Annotated in this window: 19 protein-coding genes and 1 pseudogene; 7 read left to right on the top strand and 13 right to left on the bottom strand. The window is 65.7% G+C overall.

What is annotated here, in order from left to right:
- Positions 1 to 13: 13 nt before the first annotated feature.
- The 7 genes from Q2941_RS10190 to Q2941_RS10220 all read right to left on the bottom strand — a co-directional run bounded on the left by Q2941_RS10190 (position 14) and on the right by Q2941_RS10220 (position 9901).
- Positions 14 to 1462: an aldehyde dehydrogenase family protein gene (locus tag Q2941_RS10190; protein ID WP_027528634.1), complete on the bottom strand. Its 1449-nt coding sequence runs from the start codon at positions 1460 to 1462 to the stop codon at positions 14 to 16.
- Between the two features lie 21 nt (positions 1463 to 1483).
- A complete protein-coding gene (gene gudD / locus Q2941_RS10195; protein ID WP_458192356.1) occupies positions 1484 to 2836 on the bottom strand; it encodes a glucarate dehydratase in 1353 nt (450 codons plus the stop codon).
- A 27-nt stretch (positions 2837 to 2863) separates the two neighbouring features.
- Positions 2864 to 3808 carry a 5-dehydro-4-deoxyglucarate dehydratase gene (gene kdgD / locus Q2941_RS10200; RefSeq protein WP_254111623.1) on the bottom strand — a complete coding sequence of 315 codons (945 nt, stop codon included), beginning with the start codon at positions 3806 to 3808 and terminating at the stop codon, positions 2864 to 2866.
- 156 nt (positions 3809 to 3964) lie between these two features.
- Positions 3965 to 4870 carry a LysR family transcriptional regulator gene (locus Q2941_RS10205; RefSeq protein WP_027528637.1) on the bottom strand — a complete coding sequence of 302 codons (906 nt, stop codon included), beginning with the start codon at positions 4868 to 4870 and terminating at the stop codon, positions 3965 to 3967.
- Positions 4871 to 4995: 125 nt separating this feature from the next.
- On the bottom strand, positions 4996 to 6336 hold the full coding sequence (locus Q2941_RS10210; protein WP_458192357.1) for an MFS transporter: 1341 nt from the start codon (positions 6334 to 6336) through the stop codon (positions 4996 to 4998).
- A gap of 379 nt (positions 6337 to 6715) precedes the next feature.
- Positions 6716 to 8662: an SGNH/GDSL hydrolase family protein gene (locus Q2941_RS10215; protein ID WP_458192358.1), complete on the bottom strand. Its 1947-nt coding sequence runs from the start codon at positions 8660 to 8662 to the stop codon at positions 6716 to 6718.
- Positions 8663 to 8818: 156 nt separating this feature from the next.
- Positions 8819 to 9901: a lysylphosphatidylglycerol synthase transmembrane domain-containing protein gene (locus tag Q2941_RS10220; RefSeq protein ID WP_027528647.1), complete on the bottom strand. Its 1083-nt coding sequence runs from the start codon at positions 9899 to 9901 to the stop codon at positions 8819 to 8821.
- Positions 9902 to 10323: 422 nt separating this feature from the next.
- On the opposite strand from Q2941_RS10220, the gene Q2941_RS10225 reads away from it, so the two are divergent.
- The 3 genes and pseudogenes from Q2941_RS10225 (at position 10324) to Q2941_RS10235 (ending at position 14894) form a co-directional block, all read left to right on the top strand.
- Positions 10324 to 10830 carry a YciE/YciF ferroxidase family protein gene (locus tag Q2941_RS10225; RefSeq protein ID WP_027528648.1) on the top strand — a complete coding sequence of 169 codons (507 nt, stop codon included), beginning with the start codon at positions 10324 to 10326 and terminating at the stop codon, positions 10828 to 10830.
- A 140-nt stretch (positions 10831 to 10970) separates the two neighbouring features.
- Positions 10971 to 12372, top strand: a pseudogene (locus Q2941_RS10230) (MFS transporter).
- Between the two features lie 122 nt (positions 12373 to 12494).
- Positions 12495 to 14894 (top strand): bifunctional diguanylate cyclase/phosphodiesterase, encoded by a 2400-nt coding sequence (locus Q2941_RS10235; RefSeq protein WP_458192359.1) that lies wholly within the window; start codon positions 12495 to 12497, stop codon positions 14892 to 14894.
- 131 nt (positions 14895 to 15025) lie between these two features.
- Here the strand turns inward: Q2941_RS10235 and Q2941_RS10240 are convergent, their stop codons facing one another.
- Positions 15026 to 15460: a hypothetical protein gene (locus tag Q2941_RS10240; protein WP_458192360.1), complete on the bottom strand. Its 435-nt coding sequence runs from the start codon at positions 15458 to 15460 to the stop codon at positions 15026 to 15028.
- Between the two features lie 73 nt (positions 15461 to 15533).
- Between Q2941_RS10240 and Q2941_RS10245 the strand changes: the two genes are divergently transcribed.
- Both Q2941_RS10245 and Q2941_RS10250 read left to right on the top strand, forming a co-directional pair.
- A complete protein-coding gene (locus Q2941_RS10245; protein ID WP_458192361.1) occupies positions 15534 to 16136 on the top strand; it encodes a hypothetical protein in 603 nt (200 codons plus the stop codon).
- An 87-nt stretch (positions 16137 to 16223) separates the two neighbouring features.
- Positions 16224 to 16796 (top strand): YdcF family protein, encoded by a 573-nt coding sequence (locus tag Q2941_RS10250; protein ID WP_458192362.1) that lies wholly within the window; start codon positions 16224 to 16226, stop codon positions 16794 to 16796.
- A gap of 12 nt (positions 16797 to 16808) precedes the next feature.
- Here Q2941_RS10250 and Q2941_RS10255 read toward each other — a convergent pair whose 3' ends face one another.
- Together Q2941_RS10255 and Q2941_RS10260 are read right to left on the bottom strand one after the other, a co-directional pair.
- A complete protein-coding gene (locus Q2941_RS10255; protein ID WP_254111633.1) occupies positions 16809 to 18152 on the bottom strand; it encodes an aminotransferase-like domain-containing protein in 1344 nt (447 codons plus the stop codon).
- Positions 18153 to 18213: 61 nt separating this feature from the next.
- The gene (locus Q2941_RS10260) at positions 18214 to 18339 is read right to left on the bottom strand and encodes a hypothetical protein (RefSeq protein ID WP_458192363.1); all 126 of its coding nucleotides are present in this window, start codon (positions 18337 to 18339) and stop codon (positions 18214 to 18216) included.
- On the opposite strand from Q2941_RS10260, the gene Q2941_RS10265 reads away from it, so the two are divergent.
- Positions 18338 to 18574 (top strand): DUF1127 domain-containing protein, encoded by a 237-nt coding sequence (locus Q2941_RS10265; RefSeq protein ID WP_035665484.1) that lies wholly within the window; start codon positions 18338 to 18340, stop codon positions 18572 to 18574. The genes Q2941_RS10260 and Q2941_RS10265 overlap by 2 nt on opposite strands.
- Positions 18575 to 18587: 13 nt before the next feature.
- On the opposite strand, the gene Q2941_RS10270 is transcribed toward Q2941_RS10265, so the two are convergent.
- Genes Q2941_RS10270 through Q2941_RS10280 form a run of 3 tightly spaced genes read right to left on the bottom strand, consistent with a single transcriptional unit; the run spans position 18588 to position 20105 of the window.
- Positions 18588 to 19049, bottom strand: a complete 462-nt coding sequence (locus tag Q2941_RS10270) for a hypothetical protein (RefSeq protein ID WP_027528655.1) — start codon at positions 19047 to 19049, stop codon at positions 18588 to 18590.
- Positions 19050 to 19082: 33 nt separating this feature from the next.
- Positions 19083 to 19508 (bottom strand): universal stress protein, encoded by a 426-nt coding sequence (locus Q2941_RS10275; RefSeq protein ID WP_027528656.1) that lies wholly within the window; start codon positions 19506 to 19508, stop codon positions 19083 to 19085.
- Positions 19509 to 19568: 60 nt separating this feature from the next.
- Positions 19569 to 20105: a SixA phosphatase family protein gene (locus Q2941_RS10280; protein WP_027528657.1), complete on the bottom strand. Its 537-nt coding sequence runs from the start codon at positions 20103 to 20105 to the stop codon at positions 19569 to 19571.
- Positions 20106 to 20203: 98 nt separating this feature from the next.
- Between Q2941_RS10280 and Q2941_RS10285 the strand changes: the two genes are divergently transcribed.
- A partial coding sequence (locus tag Q2941_RS10285; protein ID WP_458192364.1) for an NAD(P)/FAD-dependent oxidoreductase occupies positions 20204 to 21509 on the top strand: 1306 nt, incomplete at its 3' end.

Raw genomic sequence — 21509 nt, forward strand, 5'->3', positions numbered from 1 at the left:
TACGATCGCATCATCAGCCGGGGAATGTGTAGCCGGTCTTCACCGTGGTGTAGAATTCGCGGGCGTACGAACCCTGCTCGCGGGCGCCGTAGCTCGATCCCTTCCGGCCGCCGAACGGCACGTGATAGTCGACGCCGGCGGTCGGCAGGTTGACCATCACCATGCCGGACTCGCTGTTGCGCTTGTAATGCGTGGCGTATTTCAGGCTGGTGGTGCAGATCCCGGAGGCGAGGCCGAACTCGGTGTCGTTGGAGATCGCCAGCGCTTCCTCGTAGTTCTTGGCGCGGATGACTGCAGCGACGGGACCGAAGATTTCCTCACGCGCGATGCGCATGTTGTTGTTGGCCTCCGTGAACAGCGCCGGCTGGAGATAATGGCCGGGCGTTTCGCGCTTGAGCAGCTCGCCGCCCCAGGCGAGCTTTGCGCCTTCGTCCTGGCCGATCTTGATGTAGCGCAGGTCCTGGTCGAGCTGGCTCTGATCGACGACGGGGCCGATATGGACGCCCGCCTTGAGTGCGTCGTCCACCGACAGGCCTTTCAGGCGCTCGGCCATCGCCGCGACGAAGCGGTCGTGAATGCCTTCGGTGACGATCAGGCGCGAGGACGCCGTGCAGCGCTGGCCGGTCGAGAAATAGGCGCCGTTAACGGCGACCTCGACGGCGGTCTTGAGGTCCGCATCGTCGAGCACGACCAGCGGATTCTTGCCGCCCATCTCGAGCTGGAATTTCTTCATGGGGTTCGAGAGCACGCAGGCCTGCGCGATCTTGCGCCCCGTCTGCACCGAGCCGGTGAAGGAAATCGCGGCGACGTCGGGATGGTCGAGCAAGGTCTGGCCGACCACGGAGCCGGAGCCGACGACGAGGTTGAATACGCCGGCCGGAATGCCGGAGCGGGTGATGATTTCGGACAGCGCGTGCCCGGAGCCCGGCACGAGCTCGGCCGGCTTGAACACCACCGTGTTGCCGTAGCAGAGCGCGGGCGCGATCTTCCAGGCGGGGATCGCGATCGGGAAGTTCCAGGGCGTGATCATGCCGATGACGCCGACCGGCTCGCGGGTGATCTCGACCTCGAGGCCGGGACGCACGGAGGCGCCCTTCTCGCCGATCAGGCGGAGCGCTTCGCCGGCGAAGAACGCGAAGATCTGGCCGGCGCGGGCAACCTCGCCGATGCCTTCGGGAAGGGTCTTGCCTTCCTCGCGGGCGAGCAGGCGGCCGAGCTCTTCCTTGCGGGCGAGGATTTCGGTCGAGATCCTGGTCAGCGCGTCAAAGCGCTCCTGCGGCGTCGAGCGCGCCCAGGCCGGGAAAGCGGCCTTGGCAGCCGCGATGGCCTTTTCGGTCTGCGCCTTGTCGGCCTTGGCATATTCGCCGACGACGTCGTTGGTGTTGGAGGGGTTGATGTTCTTGGTGATGCCGGAGCCGTCGACCCATTCACCGCCAATGAAATTCTTCAGGATCGCAGTCATCTTTTTCCTCCAGGGAAGTTTTTAGCGCACGAGGCAAGGACGCTTGTCGTCGAAGGTCCAGCCGGGGATCAGGTACTGCATGGCAATAGCGTCATCCCGGGCACCAAGTCCATGCTGCTTGTAGAGGCCATGCGCGGCTTCGATGGCTGCCCGGTCGATTTCAATGCCCAGGCCCGGTTTGTCGGGGATGGCGATCTTGCCGCCCTTGATCTGGAGCGGCTCCTTGGTGAGCGCCTGGCCGTCCTGCCAGATCCAGTGGGTGTCGATCGCGGTGACGTTGCCGGGGGCGGCGGCGCCGACATGGGTGAACATGGCGAGCGAGATGTCAAAGTGGTTGTTGGAGTGCGAGCCCCAGGTCAGGCCGTTGTCGCGGCAGGTCTGGGCGACGCGCACCGAGCCTTGCATGGTCCAGAAGTGGGGGTCGGCCAGCGGGATATCAACCGCACCGAGACGCAGCGCATGGGAGAGCTGGCGCCAGTCGGTCGCGATCATATTGGTCGCCGTCGGCAGCCCGGTGGCGCGGCGGAACTCGGCCATGATCTCGCGGCCGGAGAAGCCGGCTTCGGCGCCGCAGGGGTCCTCGGCATAGGCGAGGATGCCGTGCATGCCCTTGCAGAGCCGGATTGCCTCATCGAGCGACCAGGCGCCGTTGGGATCGAGCGTCACGCGCGCATTCGGAAAACGCTTGGCGATCGCAGTGACGGCCTCGACCTCCTGCTCGCCGCGCAAGACACCGCCCTTCAGCTTGAAATCGGCAAAGCCATAGTGATCGTGGGTCGCTTCCGCGAGCCGCACGACGGTCTCCGGCGTCATCGCTTCCTGATGGCGGAGATTGAACCAGTCCGGCTTGCCGGTCTCGCCTTCGACATAGGCGAGACTCGTCCTGCGGCGGTCGCCGACGAAGAAGAGATAACCGAGCGTCTCGACGCTCTTGCGCTGCTGGCCTTCGCCGAGCAGGGCTGCGACGGGCAGGCCCAGATGGTGGCCGAGCAGGTCGAGAAGTGCGGATTCCACCGCGGTCACGGCGTGGATCATCACGCGCAGGTCAAAGGTCTGCTTCCCGCGGCCGCCGGCATCACGGTCGGCAAAGGCGGTGCGGATTTCGGCGAGGATGTTGTTCAGGGCGCCGACGGTCTTACCGATCACGAGATCGCGGGCGTCTTCCAGCGTCTTGCGGATCTTCTCGCCGCCCGGCACCTCGCCGACGCCGGTGTGACCGGAGTTGTCGGTGAGGATGACGATGTTGCGGGTGAAGAACGGCGCATGCGCGCCGCTCAAGTTGAGGAGCATGCCGTCGCGGCCGGCGACCGGGATCACCTGCATCGACGTGACGATTGGTGCGCCGGCGACTGACGCGCTGGAGACTTCGACCATCGGCTGCTCCTCCCTTTTTTCGTTTCGCTATTCTGCCGCCTGTTGTGCCGATTGCGCGGCGGGCAGGTTTTGCACGAGCGCGGTGAGTTCCGCCATCTCCTGCTCGGTGAGATCAGTGAGCGGTGGGCGGACCGGACCGGAGTCGCGGCCGATCACCTTCATGCCGGCCTTGATGATCGAGACCGCATAGCCCTTCTTGCGGTTGCGGATGGCGATCAGCGGCAGGATGAAGTTCTTCAGGCCGGCGTGAATGGCCTCATGATCGCGCTTGCGTACGGCGGCGTAGAACCTGGTCGCAAACTCCGGCACGAAGTTGAACACGGCCGACGAGTAGGTCGTCACGCCCATGTCGAGATAGGGCAGGGCAAAGGTCTCGGCCGTGGGCAGGCCGCCGATATAGGTGAGGCGGTCGCCGAGCTTGGTGTAGACGCGGGTCATCAGCTCGATGTCGCCGATGCCGTCCTTGTAGCCGACGAGATTCGGGCAGCGCTCGGCGAGGCGCGCGAGCGTGTCGGGCTGGAGGATTGCATTGTCGCGGTTGTAGACGATGACGCCGATCTTCACGGCGGCGCAGATCGCCTCGACATGGGCGGCGAGGCCCTCCTGCTCGGAATGGGTGAGATAGGGCGGCAGCAGGAGCAGGCCGTCGGCGCCGGCCTTTTCAGCGCCGATCGCGATCTCGCGTGCGGTCGCGGTGCCGTAGCCGGTGCCGGCGAGCACGGGCACGCGGCCCTTGGTCTCGTCGACGGCAACCTTCACCACTTGCGGAACCTCGGTCGGCGTCAGCGAGAAGAACTCGCCGGTGCCGCCGGCAGCGAACAGGCCGGCGACGTCATAGCCGCACAACCAGTCCATGTTGGCGCGGTAGGTCGCCTCGTCGAAGGAGTAATCCGCCTTGAACGGCGTGACGGGGAAGGACAGGAGGCCGGAGCCGATCTTCTGGGCCATCTCCTGCGGGGTCATCTTGCTCATCGGCGCTGCTCCCTTTGGGTTTTGAAGGCGGCGCGCAAACGGGCACGCCGGTTGTTCTGGAAGACGCGCGAACCGCTGCGTCCATGGGCCGTTACTTAAGAGACCGTTCGATGCGCGTCCAAGCCAAAGCCTATATCGAATGATGCATATTCAGCATCAATCTTCGATCGTCTCCGCGGCGACCAATTCGCTCGCGATTTTCACCAGTGCCGACAGCAACGGGTTCTCGTCCTCGCGCCGCCAGACCATGAAGAGCTCGACCGGAACGCGCGTGCGCAGTTTGAGCGGCCGCAGGCGCACGTCGGAGATCTTCAGGCTCGCCGCCGCCGCCGGCACGATGGCAAGCCCGAGCCCGGCCCGCACCATGGCGAGGATCGAGTGGATCTGGCTCAAATGCTGGACATAGCGCGGCAGCACGTCGGCGCGGGTGAAGAGCGCGACCAGCAGGTCGTGGAAGTAGCGGCTCTCATAGGGCGAATACATCACGAAGGGCTGGTCGTCGAAATCCTTGATGGTCACCGACTCGGCGCTCGCCAGCGGATGCTTCTTGGGGATCGCCGCGAGCAGGGGCTCGGCGACGACACGGCGGCTGGCAAGCTCCGGCCGCGCGATCGGCGGCCGCAACAGTCCGGCATCGATCTGGCCGGAGGCGAGCGCCTCGAACTGGTCGCCGGAGACCATCTCCTTCAGCGAGAAATCGACCTCGGGCAGTCTGGCGCGGCAGGCGGCGACGAGCTCGGGCAGGAAGCCGTAAGCGGCCGCGGCCGTGAAACCGATCTTCAGCGAGCCGGTCTTGCCGAGCGCGATGCGGCGGGCGACCTGCGAGGCGCTCTCCGCGAGCTTCAGGATGCGCCGCGCCTCCGGCAGGAAGCTGCGTCCGGCCGGCGTCAGGCGAACCGAGCGGCTGGTGCGCTCCAGCAGCGGCGCGTCGATGATGTGCTCGAGCACCTGGATCTGCCGGGACAGCGGTGGTTGGGTCATGTTGAGTCGCGCGGCGGCGCGGCCGAAATGCAATTCCTCCGCCACTGTGACGAAGCAGCGGAGCTGGTTGAGGTCGAACATCGATACTTGCCTTAGATGGATAAGGCGTTTCCCCGGCACTTCTAGCATCGATAACCTCCGAAACAAAGACGGCGGCTGTGAAGCCGCCGTAAGTTGCCTGGTCCGTTCCGGTTTCGCCGGAGCGCTCAGGAGGAACGCTTAAGCACCACCCGCTGGATCTGGCCGACGACCACGAGATAGGCGAACGCGGCGACCAGCGCGTTGACGCCGACGAAGACGAGGGCGCCGTTGAACGAGCCGGTTGCGGCCACGATGTAGCCGATCACGATCGGGGTGGTGATGGAGGAGAGGTTGCCAAAAGTGTTGAACAGGCCGCCGGAGACGCCGCCGGCTTCCTTGGGCGAGGTGTCGGAGACGACTGCCCAGCCGAGCGCGCCGATGCCCTTGCCGAAGAAGGCGAGCGCCATGAAGCCGATCACCAGCGCCTGGCCGTCGACATAGTTGCAGCCGATGATCGCCATCGACAGCAGCATGCCGCCGACGATCGGGATCTTGCGCGCCATGGTCAGCGAGCCGGTCTTGCGCAGGATCGCATCCGAGATGATTCCGCCGAGCACGCCGCCGATGAAGCCGCAGAGCGCCGGCAGCGTCGCCACGAAACCCGCCTGGAGGATCGACAGGCCGCGCTCCTTGACGAGGTACACGGGGAACCAGGTCAGGAAGAAATAGGTCAGGGTGTTGATGCAGTACTGGCCGAGATAGACACCGAGCATCATGCGGTTGGAGAGAAGCTGGCGGATGTGATCCCATTTCGGGCCCGAGTCCGGTGCGCGCTCCTCCTTGGGCGCGTCGAGATCGACCAGCGCGCCGCCTTCCTTGATGTAGTCGAACTCGGCCTCGTTGATGGAGGGATGCTCCTTGGGGCCATAGATGGTCTTGATCCAGACCAGGCCCATGACGACGCCGAGCGCGCCCATCACGAAGAACACGTAGCGCCAGCCGTAGTCATGCGCGATCCAGCCCATCAGCGGCGCGAAGATCACGGTCGCGAAATACTGCCCAGAATTGAAGAAGGCCGATGCCGTGCCGCGCTCATTGCCCGGGAACCAGGCTGCCACGATGCGGGCGTTGGCGGGGAAGGAGGGCGCCTCCGCAATGCCGACTAGGAAGCGCAGGGCGAACAGCATGGCGACCGCGGTGCCCGCGCCGAGGAAGCCGACCCAGCCCTGCATCAGCGTGAACAGCGACCAGACGATGATGCTGAAGGCATAGACGATGCGCGAACCGTAGCGGTCGAGCAGCCAGCCGCCCGGCACCTGCGCGATCACATAGGACCAGCCGAACGCCGAGAAGATGTAGCCCATGGCGACGGGATCGAGATGGAGCTCCTTGGAGAGCGCGGGTCCGGCGATCGACAGCGTGGCGCGGTCGGCATAGTTGACCGTGGTGACCAGGAACAACATGGTCACGATGAAAAGCCTGACGCGGGACCTCTTCACGTCCGCCGCGGACACTACTGCGCTCATGCGCACGCCTCCTCAGAATAAATGCTTCCTCAGGGACGACTCCTAGAGGGGCGCGCAGGAAAGTGTCCAAGTTGAAGGGAGTATCGATTGATACCGTTTTTGGATTGATGGGACGGCAGGGGGAGGAACGGCACTCTCGCGGGCCGAACATCATACCCACACGCATCGCTGTCATTCCCCGCGACCAGGCTACGCCAAGGCTTCGCCGGGGTTGGGGACTTTGGCTCGCCGAAGCTTTAGCGTAGGCGGCAAGCGGGGAATTCAGTGGGCCGCGGCCTCTCCGCATTCGTCACGGCCCCTGGAATACTGGATCGTCCGCTCCAGTACGCAATTGCGCACAAGGCGGACGATGACACCGAGAGTGTGCTTGCAGCGCGGCCTACTGCTGCGCGCCCGGCAGCAGCGGCGCCAGCAGGCCGCGAGTGAAGCCGGGCGGCACGGCGTCGAGGCCAAGTACGGTGCTTGCGGCCGGCAGGGTCGCGTCCGCCATCGCGGCGTGGCCTTCGGCTGAGGGGTGCACGGCGCCGCCATAGACGGCGGAAAGCACGCCCCAGGCGGCGTCGTGAATGTCGTTCGGCTGGCTCGCAGCGGGCAGGCCTTGCGGATAGGTCATCGCGGCGAAATAGCTGTCATTGGCGTCACGGATCCAGCGCGCGCGCGGCAGGTAGGCTCGATATTCGGATGCGCCGCGGCCGCACAGCATCGGCTGGCTCGCGGCGGTGACGATGTCGGGGTTGAAGCTCTGGCCGTTCTCGGCAAAACAGGCGCGGTCGAATTCGGGGTCGGAGCCGGCATGCGCGCAGAAACCGTGGTCGGCGAACAGGCCCTGATGCGTATCGACGAAGGTCATGCGGTCGGATTCCGGATCGCGGCACAGCGCGCCTTGCGTGCAGGTCGCGAGCCCCTTGAGCTGCGGCAGGAATTCGGTGTCGACATAGGTCGAGACCCGGGCAAGCCGCTGCGGATCGGCGTTGAAGGCGGGATGGATGTCGAAGCCGGCGCGGCCGCCGCGACAGGGCACGCCGCCGTCTGCGAGCGCCGGATTGGCGTAGGAGACATAGACGACGTGCGAGAGGTCGCCGTCGACCAGCGGCTTGAGCGCCTCGCGCAGCTTGACGAAATTCCTGGGCAGCTCGCGCGTGAGCGCATCGCGTGAATCGTCGACACCAGCCATCACCCCGGAACGCGTGAACAGCGCGCGTTCGGTCGCGGTGTCCACGATCACGTCGGCGACGAGGCCGGAGAAATAGACGTCGTTGGCGCCGATCGAGAGCAGCACGAGGTCGAGCTTGCGGTCCGGCTGCCGTTTCCTCGCCGCAGTGAGCGCCTCACGCAGCTCGGCCACCTGCGCGTTCACGCTGGTCTGGCAGGTCCCGCTTTTGCCGGGCGGGCATTCGCGCGCACGCTGCGAGCCCAAGAGCCCGTCGCTGATGCTCGCACCGGTGCAGGCGAGCGGCAGATAGGTCACGGCGATGTGGGGGTAGCGGACCGCGAGCGCGAGCGCGGTGCGGCTCTGGTAGCTGTAGAGCGAGCGATGGCAGGGGGCGTTGAACCAGAGCGCGCCGTAGCGCTGCCAGTTGGTAAGGGTGTCGGGCGCCTCGCAGGCGCGCCCGCCCTTGAAGCCGGCGCGGCTCGGCCGGTAGTACTGCCCGCCGGCAGTGCCGAGATAGGAGCGGAAGCAGAAACCGTCGTCGGCCAGCGCGATCGGCCGGTCCGGATTGCCTTCGCCGGAGGCGATGCTATCGCCCAGGCCTGCAATGAAGACGTCGCGGACCTGGATCTCGGTCTGGATGCGCTGGGTCGGGTCGGAGCCGGAGGAGACGTCGACCGTCGCCACCGTCTGCCTGCCATAGCGCACGCGCAGGTTCACCGGCTCGGCGCAATCGAAGGTGGAGGCCTGCGGCCCGTCTCCATCGTCGAACGACCAGGCGCAGATGGCCCCGACCGGCACGGCACCGGTCAGGCGCACGGTCACGGGGTGGTCGACCGGGGTGATGTAGTTTTCTTTGACGTTGTCGCGGGCGCAGGGCTGGTTGACCCGGCCCTGGAGGTCGATGCAGAGGCGGTTGACCATGTTGCGGGCCCAGCCGCGGCCCTCGCTCTGCATCTCCAGCGACTGCTCGGTGGCGAGGATGCTGCGGTTGCGGGCGTTCTCGACATGGAGCAGGAAGTCGCGCTCCTCGCGGAACAGACGGAAGCGGTTGCGGACCTCCCAGGTGATCTGCAGGTTGCCGTCTTGGGCGGTAGCGCGTTCAGCCGGCAGAGCGCCGAGTATCCCGACAAGCAGGGCGCCGGCAAGGAAGGTGCGGAGGTTGGCTCGGATCATGGCCCGCGCTTTCAACGTCAAAGTTGAGGCGGAAATAAGAGAGGCTTCCTCGAGCCGCCTTCGACGTTTGTCTGACCGGTTTATGGGCCGCCGTCCAGCGGCTAAAGCGCGAACGATCATCGCGCCTTAGCTATTGTTTGAGCATGATCTCCGCGACTAGCGCTTGCTGGCCTGCCGCAGCGACCGTTCGCGCTCCATCTGCGTCACCTGCTTGGGCAGGTTGGCCTGCGCGCAGGCCTCCGCCAGCCTCCGGCGTTCCTGCCAGGGCTCCACGACGTTCATCCAGAGCTCGCGTGCCCCCATGATGGAAATGGCGAGGCCGAACGGGATCATGAAATAGAGGATGCGGAAGACCAGGAGGGTGGCCAGGAGCTGTTCGCGGCCGAATTCGGGGAGCGCTAGCAGCATGGCCGCGTCGAACACGCCGATGCTGCCGGGGGCGTGGCTGGCAAACCCCAGCAGCGTCGCCAGGATGAACACCACCGCCAGTGACATGAAATCGATTGGCGGGGTGGACGGCACCAGGAGGTACATCGCCATGGCGCAGAAGCCGAGGTCGACCACGCCGATCAGGATCTGCACGAGCGTCAGCGGCGCCGACGGCAGCACCACCTTCCAGCCCTTCTGGCCGAGCTCGCGGCGCTTCTCGCCCATCGACAGCCAGACCAGATAGGCGGTGATGGAGGCAAGGCCGCCAAGGGCGATCAGGCGGTTGATCGCGGAGGGGAGCTGATCCATCGCAGAGGCGGCATCGGGATGGATCGCCATACCGATAGAGAGCACGAAGATGTTACCGAGCCAGAAGGTGAGGCCGGAGAGGAAGCAGATCTTCGCAACGTCGATCGCGTTCAGCCCGTAGTCCGAGTAGATCCGGAAGCGGATTGCTCCACCGGTGAAGACGGTCGCGCCGATGTTGTGGCCGATCGAATAGGAGGTGAAGCTGGACAACGCTGCGATGCGGTAGGGGACGTGTTTCTTGCCGATCGTTCGCAGTGCGAAGAAGTCGTAGAAGGTCAGCGTACAGAAGGCGAAGAAGACGCAGAGCGCCGCAAGGCCGATATTGCCGCGGGGGATCTCGGTTAACGCGGTCAGGATGACGCCGGTGTCGATGCCCTTGAGGGTGCGCACCAGCGTGGTGATCGCGAAGGCGATGATCATGACGCTCGCGGCAATGCCGAGCCGACGCCAGCCGATCCATCTCTTGAAGCCGCGTTTCAGCGCGGGCAGCACGTCCTGCATTCATCCTCCCGGCGGGGGCAAGCAACTCGTAAAACCCGCCCAATCGAGCGGGTGCCGATTGAGCGCGATGGCGCCCAAAGCCTAGCGCCGATCGCAGCCATATATCCTAGTTCCTTAAGGCAAAAACAGCGACTTGTGCAGCCCTTGACAACGGAAGGTTCTGCGTTCCGGCATCCCTTTCGTCATACGTCCTACACATTGCCGCGCATTAAGGATTGCGAGTCGCGGCATCGCCGTTTCATTGCCCGCATTTTGCCAAACCGTAGCGCGGTTCGCCTTGTTCCAGCGCAAGGTTTTCGATCCTTTCGGAACGTCCCTCACGCGTGTCGGTTAGCGGTGCATCAGCAACCGAACACAGCGTGATAGCGACCTGCACACGCAGGCCGGCGCCGCTCTGTTCCCGAAGCGCAAGGATTGGAACGATGGGACTGTTCACCAAGGACATCAAGACCATGAACGACCTGTTCGTGCATCAATTGCAGGACATCTACTACGCCGAGCAGCAGCTCACCAAGGCGCTGCCGAAAATGGCAAATAAGGCGACCGACCCGCAGTTGAAGCAGGGCTTTTTGACGCACCTCGATGAAACCAAACAGCACGTGAAGCGGCTGGAAGAGGTGTTCAAGATGCACGGCGTCGAGGTGAAGGCGATCGATTGCCCGGCGATCGACGGGATCATCGAGGAAGCCAACGACACCGCCGGCGAGGTCGCCGACAACGCGGTGCTCGATGCGGCCCTCATCAACGCCGCGCAGGCCGCCGAGCACTACGAGATCGTCCGCTATGGCAGCCTGATCGCCTGGGCCAAGCAGCTCGGCCGCAACGACTGCGCCGCAGTGCTCGCCAAGACGCTCGAGGAGGAGAAGGCGACCGACAAGAAGCTGACCTCGATCGCCGAGACCAAGGTGAACATGCGCGCGGCGAGCTAGACCCACGTCGCCTAAGGGAACGCCGCGCGCGAGGCGCGGCGTTTTTCGTGACGCGGCGCAGGCATCATTCGTTCATTATCGAAACATGATGTGAGCTGAGGGTGTAATCTTTCGCGTGGGGCTGCAATCGGGATGCCAGCATGCGAACCAACTTCGCCAATACCAATATCGCCTACGAATCCGCGGGGAGCACGCAGCGCTCGCGCCTTGCCACCTCGCTGACGCTTGCTGCGATGAGTCTCGGCTATGGCGTGGTGCAGCTCGATGTCACGATCGTCAACACCGCGCTGCATGCGATGGGCACCGCGCTTGGCGGCGGGGTCGCCGAGCTGCAATGGGTGGTGAGTGCCTATACCATCGCCTTTGCCGCCTTCATCCTGACCGCGGGCGCGCTTGGCGATCGCATCGGCGCCAAGCGCGTCTTCATGGCGGGCTTCGCCATCTTCACTGCGGCCTCGCTCGCCTGCGCGCTGTCGCCGAACGCCACCGTCTTGATCGGCGCGCGGCTGATCCAGGGATTGGCGGCAGCGATCCTGGTGCCGAATTCGCTGGCGCTGCTCAACCATGCTTATCCGGACGAGAAGCAGCGCGGGGCGCGCCGTCGCGGTCTGGGCCGCAGGCGCCAGCCTCGCCCTGACGGCGGGCCCGTTCGTCGGCGGAGGCCTGATCACGCTGGTCGGCTGGCGCGCGATCTTCCTGGTCAACCTGCCGATCGGACTTACCGGCCTCTGGCTGACCTGGCGCTTTACCGATGAGACCACGCGCTCACTAGCGCGCGAGATCGATCTGCCCGGCCAGTGCGCGGCGATCGGTGCACTGGGCGCGCTCGCCGCCGCGATCATCGAAGGTGGCGCGATCGGCTGGGCGCATCCCGCCGTGATCGCAGCCTTCATCGCCGCCGCTGTGCTGGCCGCGCTGTTCGTCTGGCGGGAGCAGCGCACCGCGCAGCCGATGCTGCCGCTGTCGCTGTTTGGCAACCGCATGTTCGCGCTGACCTCGCTCGTGGGCCTGCTCGTGAACGTTGCGATCTACGGACTGATCTTCGTGCTCAGCCTCTACTTCCAGGAGGTCAACGGGCTGTCCGCCTGGTGGACCGGGCTCGCCTTCGTCCCGATGATGGGCGCGGTGCTGCCGGTGAATTTGCTGGCGCCGCGCGTTTCCGAGCGGATCGGAGCTTGCAGGACCATGATCGTGGGCGCGTGCGTCTCGGCGCTGGGCTGCCTCTTCATGCTCGGCATGGCTGCTGACACGAGCTACTGGGCGATCGCCGTGCAGATGATCGCGATCAGCGGCGGCCTCGGCCTTTTGGTGCCGCCCCTGACCTCGACGCTGCTCGGCAGCGTCGAGAAGGCCCGCTCGGGCATCGCGGCCGGCGTGCTCAATGCGACCCGGCAGACCGGCAGCGTGCTTGGCGTTGCGCTGTTCGGCTCGCTGGTGGCGGGGAACTTCATGACCGGCCTGCACGCCTCGCTGACCATTGCGGCAGCGGTCCTGCTGCTGGCCGCGACAGCGATCTGGCGCAGCGCGCCAGCCGATGGTTAACCCGGAGTATGCTGCCTTGCGCTCACAGCTTTGGTTCACCATGAGCCGAACCGGTACGTAGCCGGTTACCGACTGTCCACCTCTCGTCCCTTTAGTGCAGGTACCGAAAATGGACCTGCCATATGTACCAAGTTCTCTATTGTCTGACGGACGAGCATGACTGGGGCCTGGTCGCGCTGGGCGGCGCGGTATGCCTGCTCGCCAGCGCGGCGGCGATCAGCCTGTTTCATCGGGCGCGCGCCACACAGGGCACTGCGCGTCTGGTCTGGCTTTCGCTCGACGCTATCGTCAGCGGTTGCGGCATCTGGGCGACGCATTTCATCGCGATGCTGGCTTACGGGCCGGGCGCCGGCGCGGCCTACAACATTCCGGTGACGGTCCTGTCGCTGATCTTCGCGATCTCCGTGACCTTCGTGGGCCTGAGCATCGCGGTGTCATCCAAGCGCACGCCCTGGGTCCTGCTCGGCGGTGCCATCGTCGGCGGCGGCGTCGCGGCCATGCACTACACCGGCATGGCGGCGCTGGAGATGCCCGCGCGCATCGGCTGGGCGAGCGGCACGGTGACGGCTTCGATCCTGCTCGGAATCGTGTTCGGTGCGGCTGCTATTTATGTCGCAGCACGGCGCGATGACCTTTCGCATGCCGTGAGCGCTACCGGCCTGCTCACGCTCGCCATCGTCTCGCATCATTTCACGGCGATGGGGGCCGTCGAGCTGACGCCGGATCCGACGCTCGCGATCAGCGGGCTGTCGATCGCGCCGGCGACGCTCTCCCTGCTCACCGCGAGCGCCGCGGCCGCCATCATCGCCATCGCACTCGTGGCCGCCATCCTCGACCGCCGCGCCAAGGGCCAATTGGGGCGCCAGCAGGTCGTGCTCGACACCGCGCTCGAGAACATGTCGCAGGGGCTTTGCATGTTCGACAAGGACGGCAGGATACTCCTGTTCAACGAGCGCTACGCCGCGATGTTGCGCCGGACCGACATGCAGCTCACCGGCCGCCTGCTGCTCGAGGTGATGCGCGAAGAGCAGGCGCGGGGACACTGGCAGGGCGATCCGGATCAGTTCTTCGCCCAGCTCGTCGCCGACGCCCGCGACAACCGCACCACGACCACGATCGTCAGCAGGTTCAACCGCTCGATCCGCGTCGTCAACCAGCCGATGCAGGGCGGCGGATGGGTCGCGACCTTCGAAGACATCACCGAATGGCTGGCGGCACAGGAGAAGATCTCCCACATGGCGCGCCACGACGCGCTGACCAATCTGCCGAACCGCGTGCTGTTCCACGAGCAGCTCGAGCAGGGCTTGCGCCACGCCAGGCCAGGCGATCAGCTCGCGGTGCTGTGCCTCGATCTAGATCACTTCAAGGACATCAATGATTCACTCGGGCATCCGATCGGTGACGCGCTGCTCAAGGAGGTCGGCCGCAGGTTGGCTGCCTGTGTCGGCGAGAAAGACACCGTGGCTCGGCTCGGCGGCGACGAATTCGCCGTGGTCCAGCTCGGCAAGGAGGAGGAAGCGGCGGCCACCGCACTCGCCGGACGACTGGTCGAACTGATTTCCGCGCCCTACGAGATCGCCGACCATCAGATCATCATCGGCGTCTCCATCGGCATCTCACTGTCGCCGCAGGATGGCAGCAATCCGGATGAGCTGTTGAAGAACGCCGACCTCGCGCTGTACCGCGCCAAGGCCGACGGCCGCGGCACCTATCGCTTCTTCGAGACCGGCATGGATGCCCGCGCGCAGGCGCGGCGGCTGCTCGAAATGGATCTGCGGGCGGCGCTGGGCAGGAACGAGTTCGAGGTCCACTACCAGCCGATCCGCGATGTGGCCAAGGATCGCGTCGTCGCCTTCGAGGCGCTGAGCCGTTGGAATCACCCGCAGCGGGGCCTTATCTCGCCGGCCGCCTTCATCCCGCTAGCGGAAGAGACCGGCCTGATCGTGCAGCTCGGCGAGCAGGTGCTGCGTAACGCCTGCGCCGAAGCGGCCACCTGGCCCGAGGAGATCGGCGTTGCCGTCAACCTGTCGCCGGTGCAGTTCAAGAATCCGAACCTGGTCGCCTCGGTGATTGAGGCGCTGGCCTCCTCGGGGCTCGCCGCCGAGCGCCTCGAGCTCGAGATCACTGAATCCGTGCTGCTCCAGAACAGCGAGGCGACGCTTGCGATCCTGCACGAGTTGCGCGCGCAGGGCGTGCGGATCTCGCTCGACGATTTCGGCACCGGCTATTCCTCGCTCAGCTACTTGCGCAGCTTCCCCTTCGACAAGATCAAGATCGACCGCTCCTTCGTGTCCGAGCTATCGACACGCGCAGATTCCATGGCCATCGTCCGCGCCGTCACCGGCCTCGGGCGCAGCCTCGGGATCGCGACCACGGCGGAGGGCGTCGAGAACGATACGCAGCTCGAGCTCTTGCGGCGCGAGGGCTGCACCCAGGCGCAAGGCTATCTGTTCAGCGCGCCGCGACCGGCGTCCGAGGTTGCGATGATGCTGGCGAAGCCCCGCCTGCGCGCGTCTGCCTAAAGCGCGCCGAGATTAGGATGAATCGTCATCGCGCTTCAGGCTGTTGTTTAAGCATGATCTCCGCGCAAACGCGTTCCGCGTTTGTCGCGAGGGAAAACCGCTCCACACTTTTCCGGATCATGCTCTGAACGTCAGCCCCTGCGGAGCGCGAAATGCGCGCCGCAGAACGCCATCACCGCGCCGAGGCACAGTGCGGCGAGGCCTGCCAGCACGCCGGAGATGGTCGGGATCGGGCTTGGTGCGGAGGCCGCCTGTCCGGCGCCGGCGAGCAAGAGCACGCCGACCGCGATCAGGAACTGCCGCATCCTTTGCGGGATCTGGCCCGAGACGGCGCTCTGCATCAACGTTGCGGTGAAGTAGCCGCCCGAAAAGCCGACGGTGGCGATCAGCCACCACGCGATCGCCGCACCCGCCGGCATGAACTCGTGCGTGTCCGAGCGCCAAAGCCCGCCGAGGTCGAGCCCGTAGCGTGCGCCCAGCATGTGCACCGCGAGCGCCAGCAGTATGCCCGCGATCAGCGCGCCGCCGAGAATCAGGTGACGGGGAAAAAAGGTCGTCTCAGCCATGCCTGATTTGTAGGATGGGTGAGGGCGGTCGCGCAAGCCGACCGGGCCGCGCGCGAAGTTGATAAGGATCGAAATGTCCGAGGTTCAGGAGGCCGCCCCGCAAGTCACGAGCGAGCAAGTCACCAGCTACGCCTACAAGGCGTCGCTGATTGGCTCGGCGCATCGTTTCGAGCTGACGGAAGAGGGTCTGTCCTGGCAGATCGCAGGCCGCTCCGGCCTGTGGCGCTATGGCGAGATCTCGGCGATCCGGCTGTCATACCGGCCCGTCTCGATGCAGCAACACCGGTTTCGCGCCGATCTCCGCCATGCCGATGGCGGCCGTCTCGCGATCCTGTCGACGACATGGCAGACCGCGGCGCTGATGGCGGCTCAGGATCACGGCTTTCGCGATTTCATCGTCGCGCTGCATGCGCGCATGGCGAAGGCGGGCAGCCGGGCGAGGCTGACCGCAGGCCTCGGACGCATCGCCTACACGGCAGCGCTCGCGCTGCTCGCGATGCTGGCGGTGGCGATGGCCGGGCTTCTCATCCGCGCGATCACGACCGGCGAATGGACGGGCGCGCTGTTCATCATCGGCTTCGCCGCCCTGTTCACCTGGCAGATCGGCGGTTTCATCCGGCGCAACCAGCCGCGCAGCTACAGCTTTGACCGGCTGCCGGAAGCACTGCTGCCGTAGGGGCGGCTGCAATCGCCGGTCATCAAACGTGACTTCGCGGAATCGGGCCTGTGTCGCATCCTCATCTTCATGGACCCCAGCACCCGAATGCCGACGGCGGATGAGATCGCCATAATCAATGCCACGCATCTGATCGAGACGCCGCTTCGGCCGGCCGACCTCTTGTTCCTGTTCGGCACCCGCGAGGACGTCGCATTGCGCGCCGATACCGCAGCCCGGCTTTGGCGGGACGGCTATTTCCGCTGGTCGATTGTCAGCGGCGGAGTGACACCGGGCTCGGAGCAATCCGAGTGCAAGCTCATCAAGGCGGCGATGGTCGAAGCCGGCATTCCGGCAGGCCGCATCCTCGAAGAGCACCGGGCGATGAATACCGGGGAGAACGTCGTCTTCTCGCTGCCGGTCATCGATGCGGCGCTCGGGCTGCAAAATATTCGCAGCGTGATTTGCCTCGGCAATACCTGGACGGCGCGTCGCTACCCGATGACGCTGCACCGGCACTGGCCGGAGGTGACCAAGATGCTTCTGACGGTCGACAGTTTTGCGACGCCGCGCGGGCTCTGGCACACCGATGCCGAGTTGCGCCGCCGCGTCCTGCACGAATGGGAAAAGATCGAGCCGTACAAGGCGAAGGGATTCATCGCGGAGTGGCCGACGGCGTGAGAGGCGGGCGCGCTACTCCGTCGAATCGAAATCCTCTTCCTTCGACCGCAGCATCGCCGATAGCGTACGCAGACCCGCATCGAGCTGTTCGAAGGTCGGTGCGCCGAGCGCAAGGCGGACGGCGTTGGGGGCGTGGCCGTTGGCGATGGCGAACGTTGTGGACGGCGTCAGCGCGATGTCGCGGCGGCCGGCCGCGGCCACCAGCGTCTGCGAGCGCCAATGCGGCGGCAGCGACAGCCAAAGATGATAGGCTTTCGGGTCGGCCTGGATATCGAAGCCGGCAAGCCGCTGCGCCGCCAGATGCTGGCGCTTGCCCGCATCGATGCGCTTGAGTCGCGACAATTCGGCCGCGGTGCCGTCGGCCATCAGCCGCTGCCCGGCCGCGAAGGCATAGCCGGACGCAGTCCAGCCGCCTGAGCGCACCGAAGCCAGCACGCTTTCACGCAAATGGGGCGGGGCGACGATGAAGCCGAGCGCGAGCCCCGGCGCGACCTTCTTCGACAGGCTGTCGAGCACGAGGCAGCGGTCCGGCGCCAGCGCGGCGAGCGGCGCCTCGTCGGCGAGGAAGCCGTAGACGGTGTCCTCGATGATCGGAAGGTCAAGCTTCTCGGCGACGCGCAGCACGTCGTTGCGGCGCCCGAGCGGCATCGTGATGCCGAGCGGGTTCTGCATCGTCGGCTGGAGATAGAGCGCGGCGAGATGCGCCTCGCGATGCGCCTTCTGGATCGCGTCGGGGCGGACGCCGTGCTCGTCCGTCGCGAGCGGCACCAGCGTGATGCCGAAGCGCGCGGCGATGCCCTTGATGAAGGGATAGGTCAGCGCCTCGACGCCGCAGCGTCCGCCCGCAGGCACGAGCGCGGCAAGCGCGGCGGCGATGCATTGCCGTCCGTTCGAGGTGAAGACGAGGTGGTCGGCGGCCGGCGCCCAGCCCTTGCGCGCGAGGAATGATGCGGAAATGCTCCGAGCTGCCTGCGTGCCGGTGCTGGTCGCAGGCCGCAGCGCGACCTCGAGGCCCTCGGGGCGCTCGAGACCGGCGAGGCTCTTTGCGATCATCGCCGATTGCTGCGGCAGGAGCGGATAGTTGAACTCGAAGTCGATGCGCGCGCCACGCGGCTCGGCGGGAGCTGAGACGCCGCGCCGCGCCTCGCCCGAAATGAACGTGCCGCGGCCGACTTCGCCGACCACGAGGCCGCGACGCAGCAGCTCCGTATAAACCCGGCTCGCGGTCGAGACCGCAATGCCACGTTCATAGGCGAAATTGCGCTGCGGCGGCAGGCGGTCGCCCGGCTTTAACGCGCCGTTAGTGATATCGGCGGCAATGGCATCGGCCAGCTTCACGTACTCGAACTTGGACATTATTGCACCGAGAGCAATGTTTTCCTTGCACCGAGCATTGTACTGGAGCATTTAAGTTCCATCAAGTTCCGCGATTGAGGCCCGGCTGCGCGAGCAATCCGAGGGCAATGAAGGAGCAGGCGCCGATCAGCGTCTGTGCCGGCGGCATCGCTTTCGCCGCGCGGGACGATTGCCGGAGAAGAAACATGACCACCATCTCGCAAACTGCCGGGCAGCCTCTCAGCCCACCCTCGTCAGGCGGATTCCTCCGCTCCCTCGTCAACGGCGCCTCGGCGCTGCTCGACTTCCTGGAGCGCCGCACCGCCATCAAGACGCTGAACGAGCTCGACGACCGCGCGTTGCGCGATATCGGGATCACGCGCTCGCAGATCGAGGATGCCGTTTACGGGCAGGTGAAAGCCGGGCTGACGCGGTATCTATAACCACCTGGGGGGATCAAGCGATTGCAGCCTGTCCCCATGCTTCGCCAAAAGCTCGATCGTCATCGGAACGGTCGGGCTTGCGGCGCGGCCTCGTTGAGGCGCCGTGTTCGCGCCGGTGTCGAAGGCCGAGACGTCGCACGTGCATGGCGACGTTGTCGGCGAGTGCCGCGATCCGTGTCGACGCCTGCTTGACGACGAACAGGATTGTCGTGACGCGGCTCAACACGCCAAGCAGGAACAATACCGAGAACACGTCGATATAGGCAAGGAGATCGCCAACCAGCATCAGCTCGGGCGGGATCGGGATCCTGTGGTAGTAGGCCAGGACCAGAATGACGACGGGGATGAAGGCGATCACCTGCCGCAGTGTCAGCCTGTCCAGAGCCGCGGCCAATTGCACGACCAGCACCTCCCATAGCGCATCGCCGATCGCGAGCGGGACCTCGTAACTCCATTTGCGCCACCAGTCCCGCATGCAATTGCTCCGAGGTGTTTATCTGAGCAGAAGCTAGTGCCTGACCACCAGCACCGAGCATTTGGCGTAGCGCACGACGTGGCCGGCATTCGAGCCGAGGAAATAGGTCCGCATTGCCGGGCGATGCGAGGTCATGACGATGAGGTCGGCCTTCATATGCGCCGCTTCCTCCAGGATTTCGTGATAGATGCCGCCCTGCCGCACCACGCTGGAGATACGCGGGGCGTCGATGCCGGACTCTCGCGCGACGATGGCGAGCGCTTCCTCCGAGGTCTGGCGCTGCTGCTCGTCGAAATCGGCCGGCACATATTCGGCCAGCATCACCGGCGTCATCGGCAGCACGTTGAGCAGGCGCACCGTGCCGTTCCAGGTCTGCGACAGCGTCGCCGCCGTCGCGATCGCAGGTTTTGCGAGGTCGGTGTCGGCGAGGTCGATGGGCACGAGAATGGACTTGAACATCTGCGCCTCCCTGTCATTCAACGGCCCAAGATACCGTCCCAAGACGGCGCCCTGTTGCCCCTAAGCCTGCTTCAGCAGCTTGGGGCTGACGAACAGCACCAGCTTGCCGTGGCGGTACGCCACGTCACCCCAATCCTTCACGTCAAAGTCGAAGACCGCAAGCCCTGCCGTGGGCAGGTTGTCGTGGAGAGCCTTGCGGCCGGCGTGGTCGCCGCTGCCTGCGAGCATCAGCGCCAGCTCGTGCATGCCGGGATTGTGGCCGACCAGCATCAATCGCTTCGGGTTCGCGGGGATGGTTGCAGTGCGAATGGTTTCCAGAAGCTGCGCGGGGCCGGCGCCGTAGAGTTCCGGCAGCAATTCGACCTCCGGGGCTTCGACGCGGTCCTTCATCGCGTCCCAGGCGATGTCCCACGTCTGTCTGGCCCGGACGGCCGGTGAGACCAGCACGGTATCGGGGAACGGCGGATGATGGGCGATCCAGTCGCCCATCTGGGCTGCGTCCCGATGGCCCCGGTCATCGAGACGGCGGTCCTGGTCACGGCCGCTCGGTGCGTCAGTCTCGGTCTTGGCGTGACGCAGCAGCATCAAACGGCGCATGGCATTCTCGAATCATCCCGGTCGTAATTAATGTACAGGCACAGGTTCAGGTTCAGGACAAGGTGACAAGCGCCTGACCGGTGCCTTAAGAAAACGACATGAGCGAGACTTACACAAGCGTGTCCCAGGAAGAAGCCGGCTTTCGCGAGCGCGAGCGGCTGTCGTTCGATCTCGACGCCGACATCTGCGTGATCGGCGCGGGGCTCGCCGGGCTCACGATCGCGCTCGAGGCGGCTCGGCTCGGGGCCAGCGTCGCGGTGCTGGAGGGCCGGCATGTCGGCTGGAACGCCTCCGGCAACCAACTCGGCACCGTGATGCCGGGTTTTGCGCTGCCGCTCGCCGACCTGATCGAGCGCATCGGTTTCGAGGACGCGCGCGAGCTCTGGGCGCTGTCGAAGGAGGGCGCCGAATTCGTGCGCGCCAACGCCACGGAGGCGACGATGCCTGGGATCGGCGTGAGCGACGGCGTGCTCGAGGTCTCCAATGTCGATGCCGGCGACCGGCTGATCAGCCGGCTCCAGATGCTGAACGAGGATTTCGATACCGAGGCCGAAGGCTGGCAGGCCGACCGCGTGCGCGCGGTGCTCAAGACCGACCGCTACTTCCACGGTGTCTACTATCCGAGGGCGTTGCAGGTCGACGGCCGGAAATATGTCCACGGGCTCGCGGCCTTGGCGCGGCGGGCCGGCGCGCGCATCTTCGAAGACACCCCGGTCGTCAGCATCGATCATTCCGGCATCCGCAAGCGCATCGTGACTCCGTCGGCGCGCCTGCGCGCAACGCATATCGTGCTCGCCGGCAACATCCATCTCGGCGCGCCGCTGAAGCGCCTGTCGGACACGCTGCTGCCGGTCTGGCGCTATGCCGGGATCACCGCACCGCTCGGCGAACGCCTCTCCGAGATCCTCGCCTTCAAGGGATCGGTGATGGATACCGACGGCATCGACCATTTCAGAATCGTCGATGGCGATCGCTTGATGTGGGAAAGCCCGGAAACCACCTGGGCCGCAAACCCGCAACGTTTCGGCGGCGCGATCAAGCGCCGGATCCGCACGATCTTCCCTGATCTCGGCGAGGTCGAGATCGCCGAAATGTTTGGCGGGGCCACCGGCCATACCGTGCACGGCATGCCGCAGATCGGGCAGCTCCGCAAAGGCCTGTGGGTGGCGAGCGGTTTTGGCCGCCAGGGCATGAACACCTCGGCGATGGCCGGACAGCTCATCGTCCGCAGCATCCTGCGGGGCGACGAGCGCTGGCGCCTGTTCTCGCCGTTCGAGCTGGTCTGGGCGGGCGGGATCACGGGACGGGCCGCCGGCCAGGTGATCGGGCTCTGGGGCAGGGCGAGCTCGGCCGCCGCCGGCTCGCTCGCCCGCTACCGCGAGCGGGCGCGGGTCAAGGAGCGGG

Source organism: Bradyrhizobium sp. UFLA05-153, from assembly GCF_054185185.1.

Bases quoted from the DNA above. Each gene is read 5' to 3' on its own strand.
- Q2941_RS10235 (WP_458192359.1), top strand. From the start codon at position 12,495: ATGTACCAAGTTCTCTATTGTCTGACGGACGAGCATGACTGGGGCCTG.
- kdgD (WP_254111623.1), bottom strand. From the start codon at position 3,808: ATGAGCAAGATGACCCCGCAGGAGATGGCCCAGAAGATCGGCTCCGGC.
- Q2941_RS10220 (WP_027528647.1), bottom strand. From the start codon at position 9,901: ATGCAGGACGTGCTGCCCGCGCTGAAACGCGGCTTCAAGAGATGGATC.
- Q2941_RS10275 (WP_027528656.1), bottom strand. From the start codon at position 19,508: ATGTTCAAGTCCATTCTCGTGCCCATCGACCTCGCCGACACCGACCTC.
- Q2941_RS10205 (WP_027528637.1), bottom strand. From the start codon at position 4,870: ATGTTCGACCTCAACCAGCTCCGCTGCTTCGTCACAGTGGCGGAGGAA.
- Q2941_RS10250 (WP_458192362.1), top strand. From the start codon at position 16,224: ATGCCGACGGCGGATGAGATCGCCATAATCAATGCCACGCATCTGATC.
- Q2941_RS10255 (WP_254111633.1), bottom strand. From the start codon at position 18,152: ATGTCCAAGTTCGAGTACGTGAAGCTGGCCGATGCCATTGCCGCCGAT.
- Q2941_RS10190 (WP_027528634.1), bottom strand. From the start codon at position 1,462: ATGACTGCGATCCTGAAGAATTTCATTGGCGGTGAATGGGTCGACGGC.
- gudD (WP_458192356.1), bottom strand. From the start codon at position 2,836: ATGGTCGAAGTCTCCAGCGCGTCAGTCGCCGGCGCACCAATCGTCACG.
- Q2941_RS10240 (WP_458192360.1), bottom strand. From the start codon at position 15,460: ATGGCTGAGACGACCTTTTTTCCCCGTCACCTGATTCTCGGCGGCGCG.
- Q2941_RS10225 (WP_027528648.1), top strand. From the start codon at position 10,324: ATGGGACTGTTCACCAAGGACATCAAGACCATGAACGACCTGTTCGTG.
- Q2941_RS10270 (WP_027528655.1), bottom strand. From the start codon at position 19,049: ATGCGGGACTGGTGGCGCAAATGGAGTTACGAGGTCCCGCTCGCGATC.
- Q2941_RS10210 (WP_458192357.1), bottom strand. From the start codon at position 6,336: ATGAGCGCAGTAGTGTCCGCGGCGGACGTGAAGAGGTCCCGCGTCAGG.
- Q2941_RS10265 (WP_035665484.1), top strand. From the start codon at position 18,338: ATGACCACCATCTCGCAAACTGCCGGGCAGCCTCTCAGCCCACCCTCG.
- Q2941_RS10215 (WP_458192358.1), bottom strand. From the start codon at position 8,662: ATGATCCGAGCCAACCTCCGCACCTTCCTTGCCGGCGCCCTGCTTGTC.
- Q2941_RS10245 (WP_458192361.1), top strand. From the start codon at position 15,534: ATGTCCGAGGTTCAGGAGGCCGCCCCGCAAGTCACGAGCGAGCAAGTC.
- Q2941_RS10280 (WP_027528657.1), bottom strand. From the start codon at position 20,105: ATGCGCCGTTTGATGCTGCTGCGTCACGCCAAGACCGAGACTGACGCA.
- Q2941_RS10260 (WP_458192363.1), bottom strand. From the start codon at position 18,339: ATGTTTCTTCTCCGGCAATCGTCCCGCGCGGCGAAAGCGATGCCGCCG.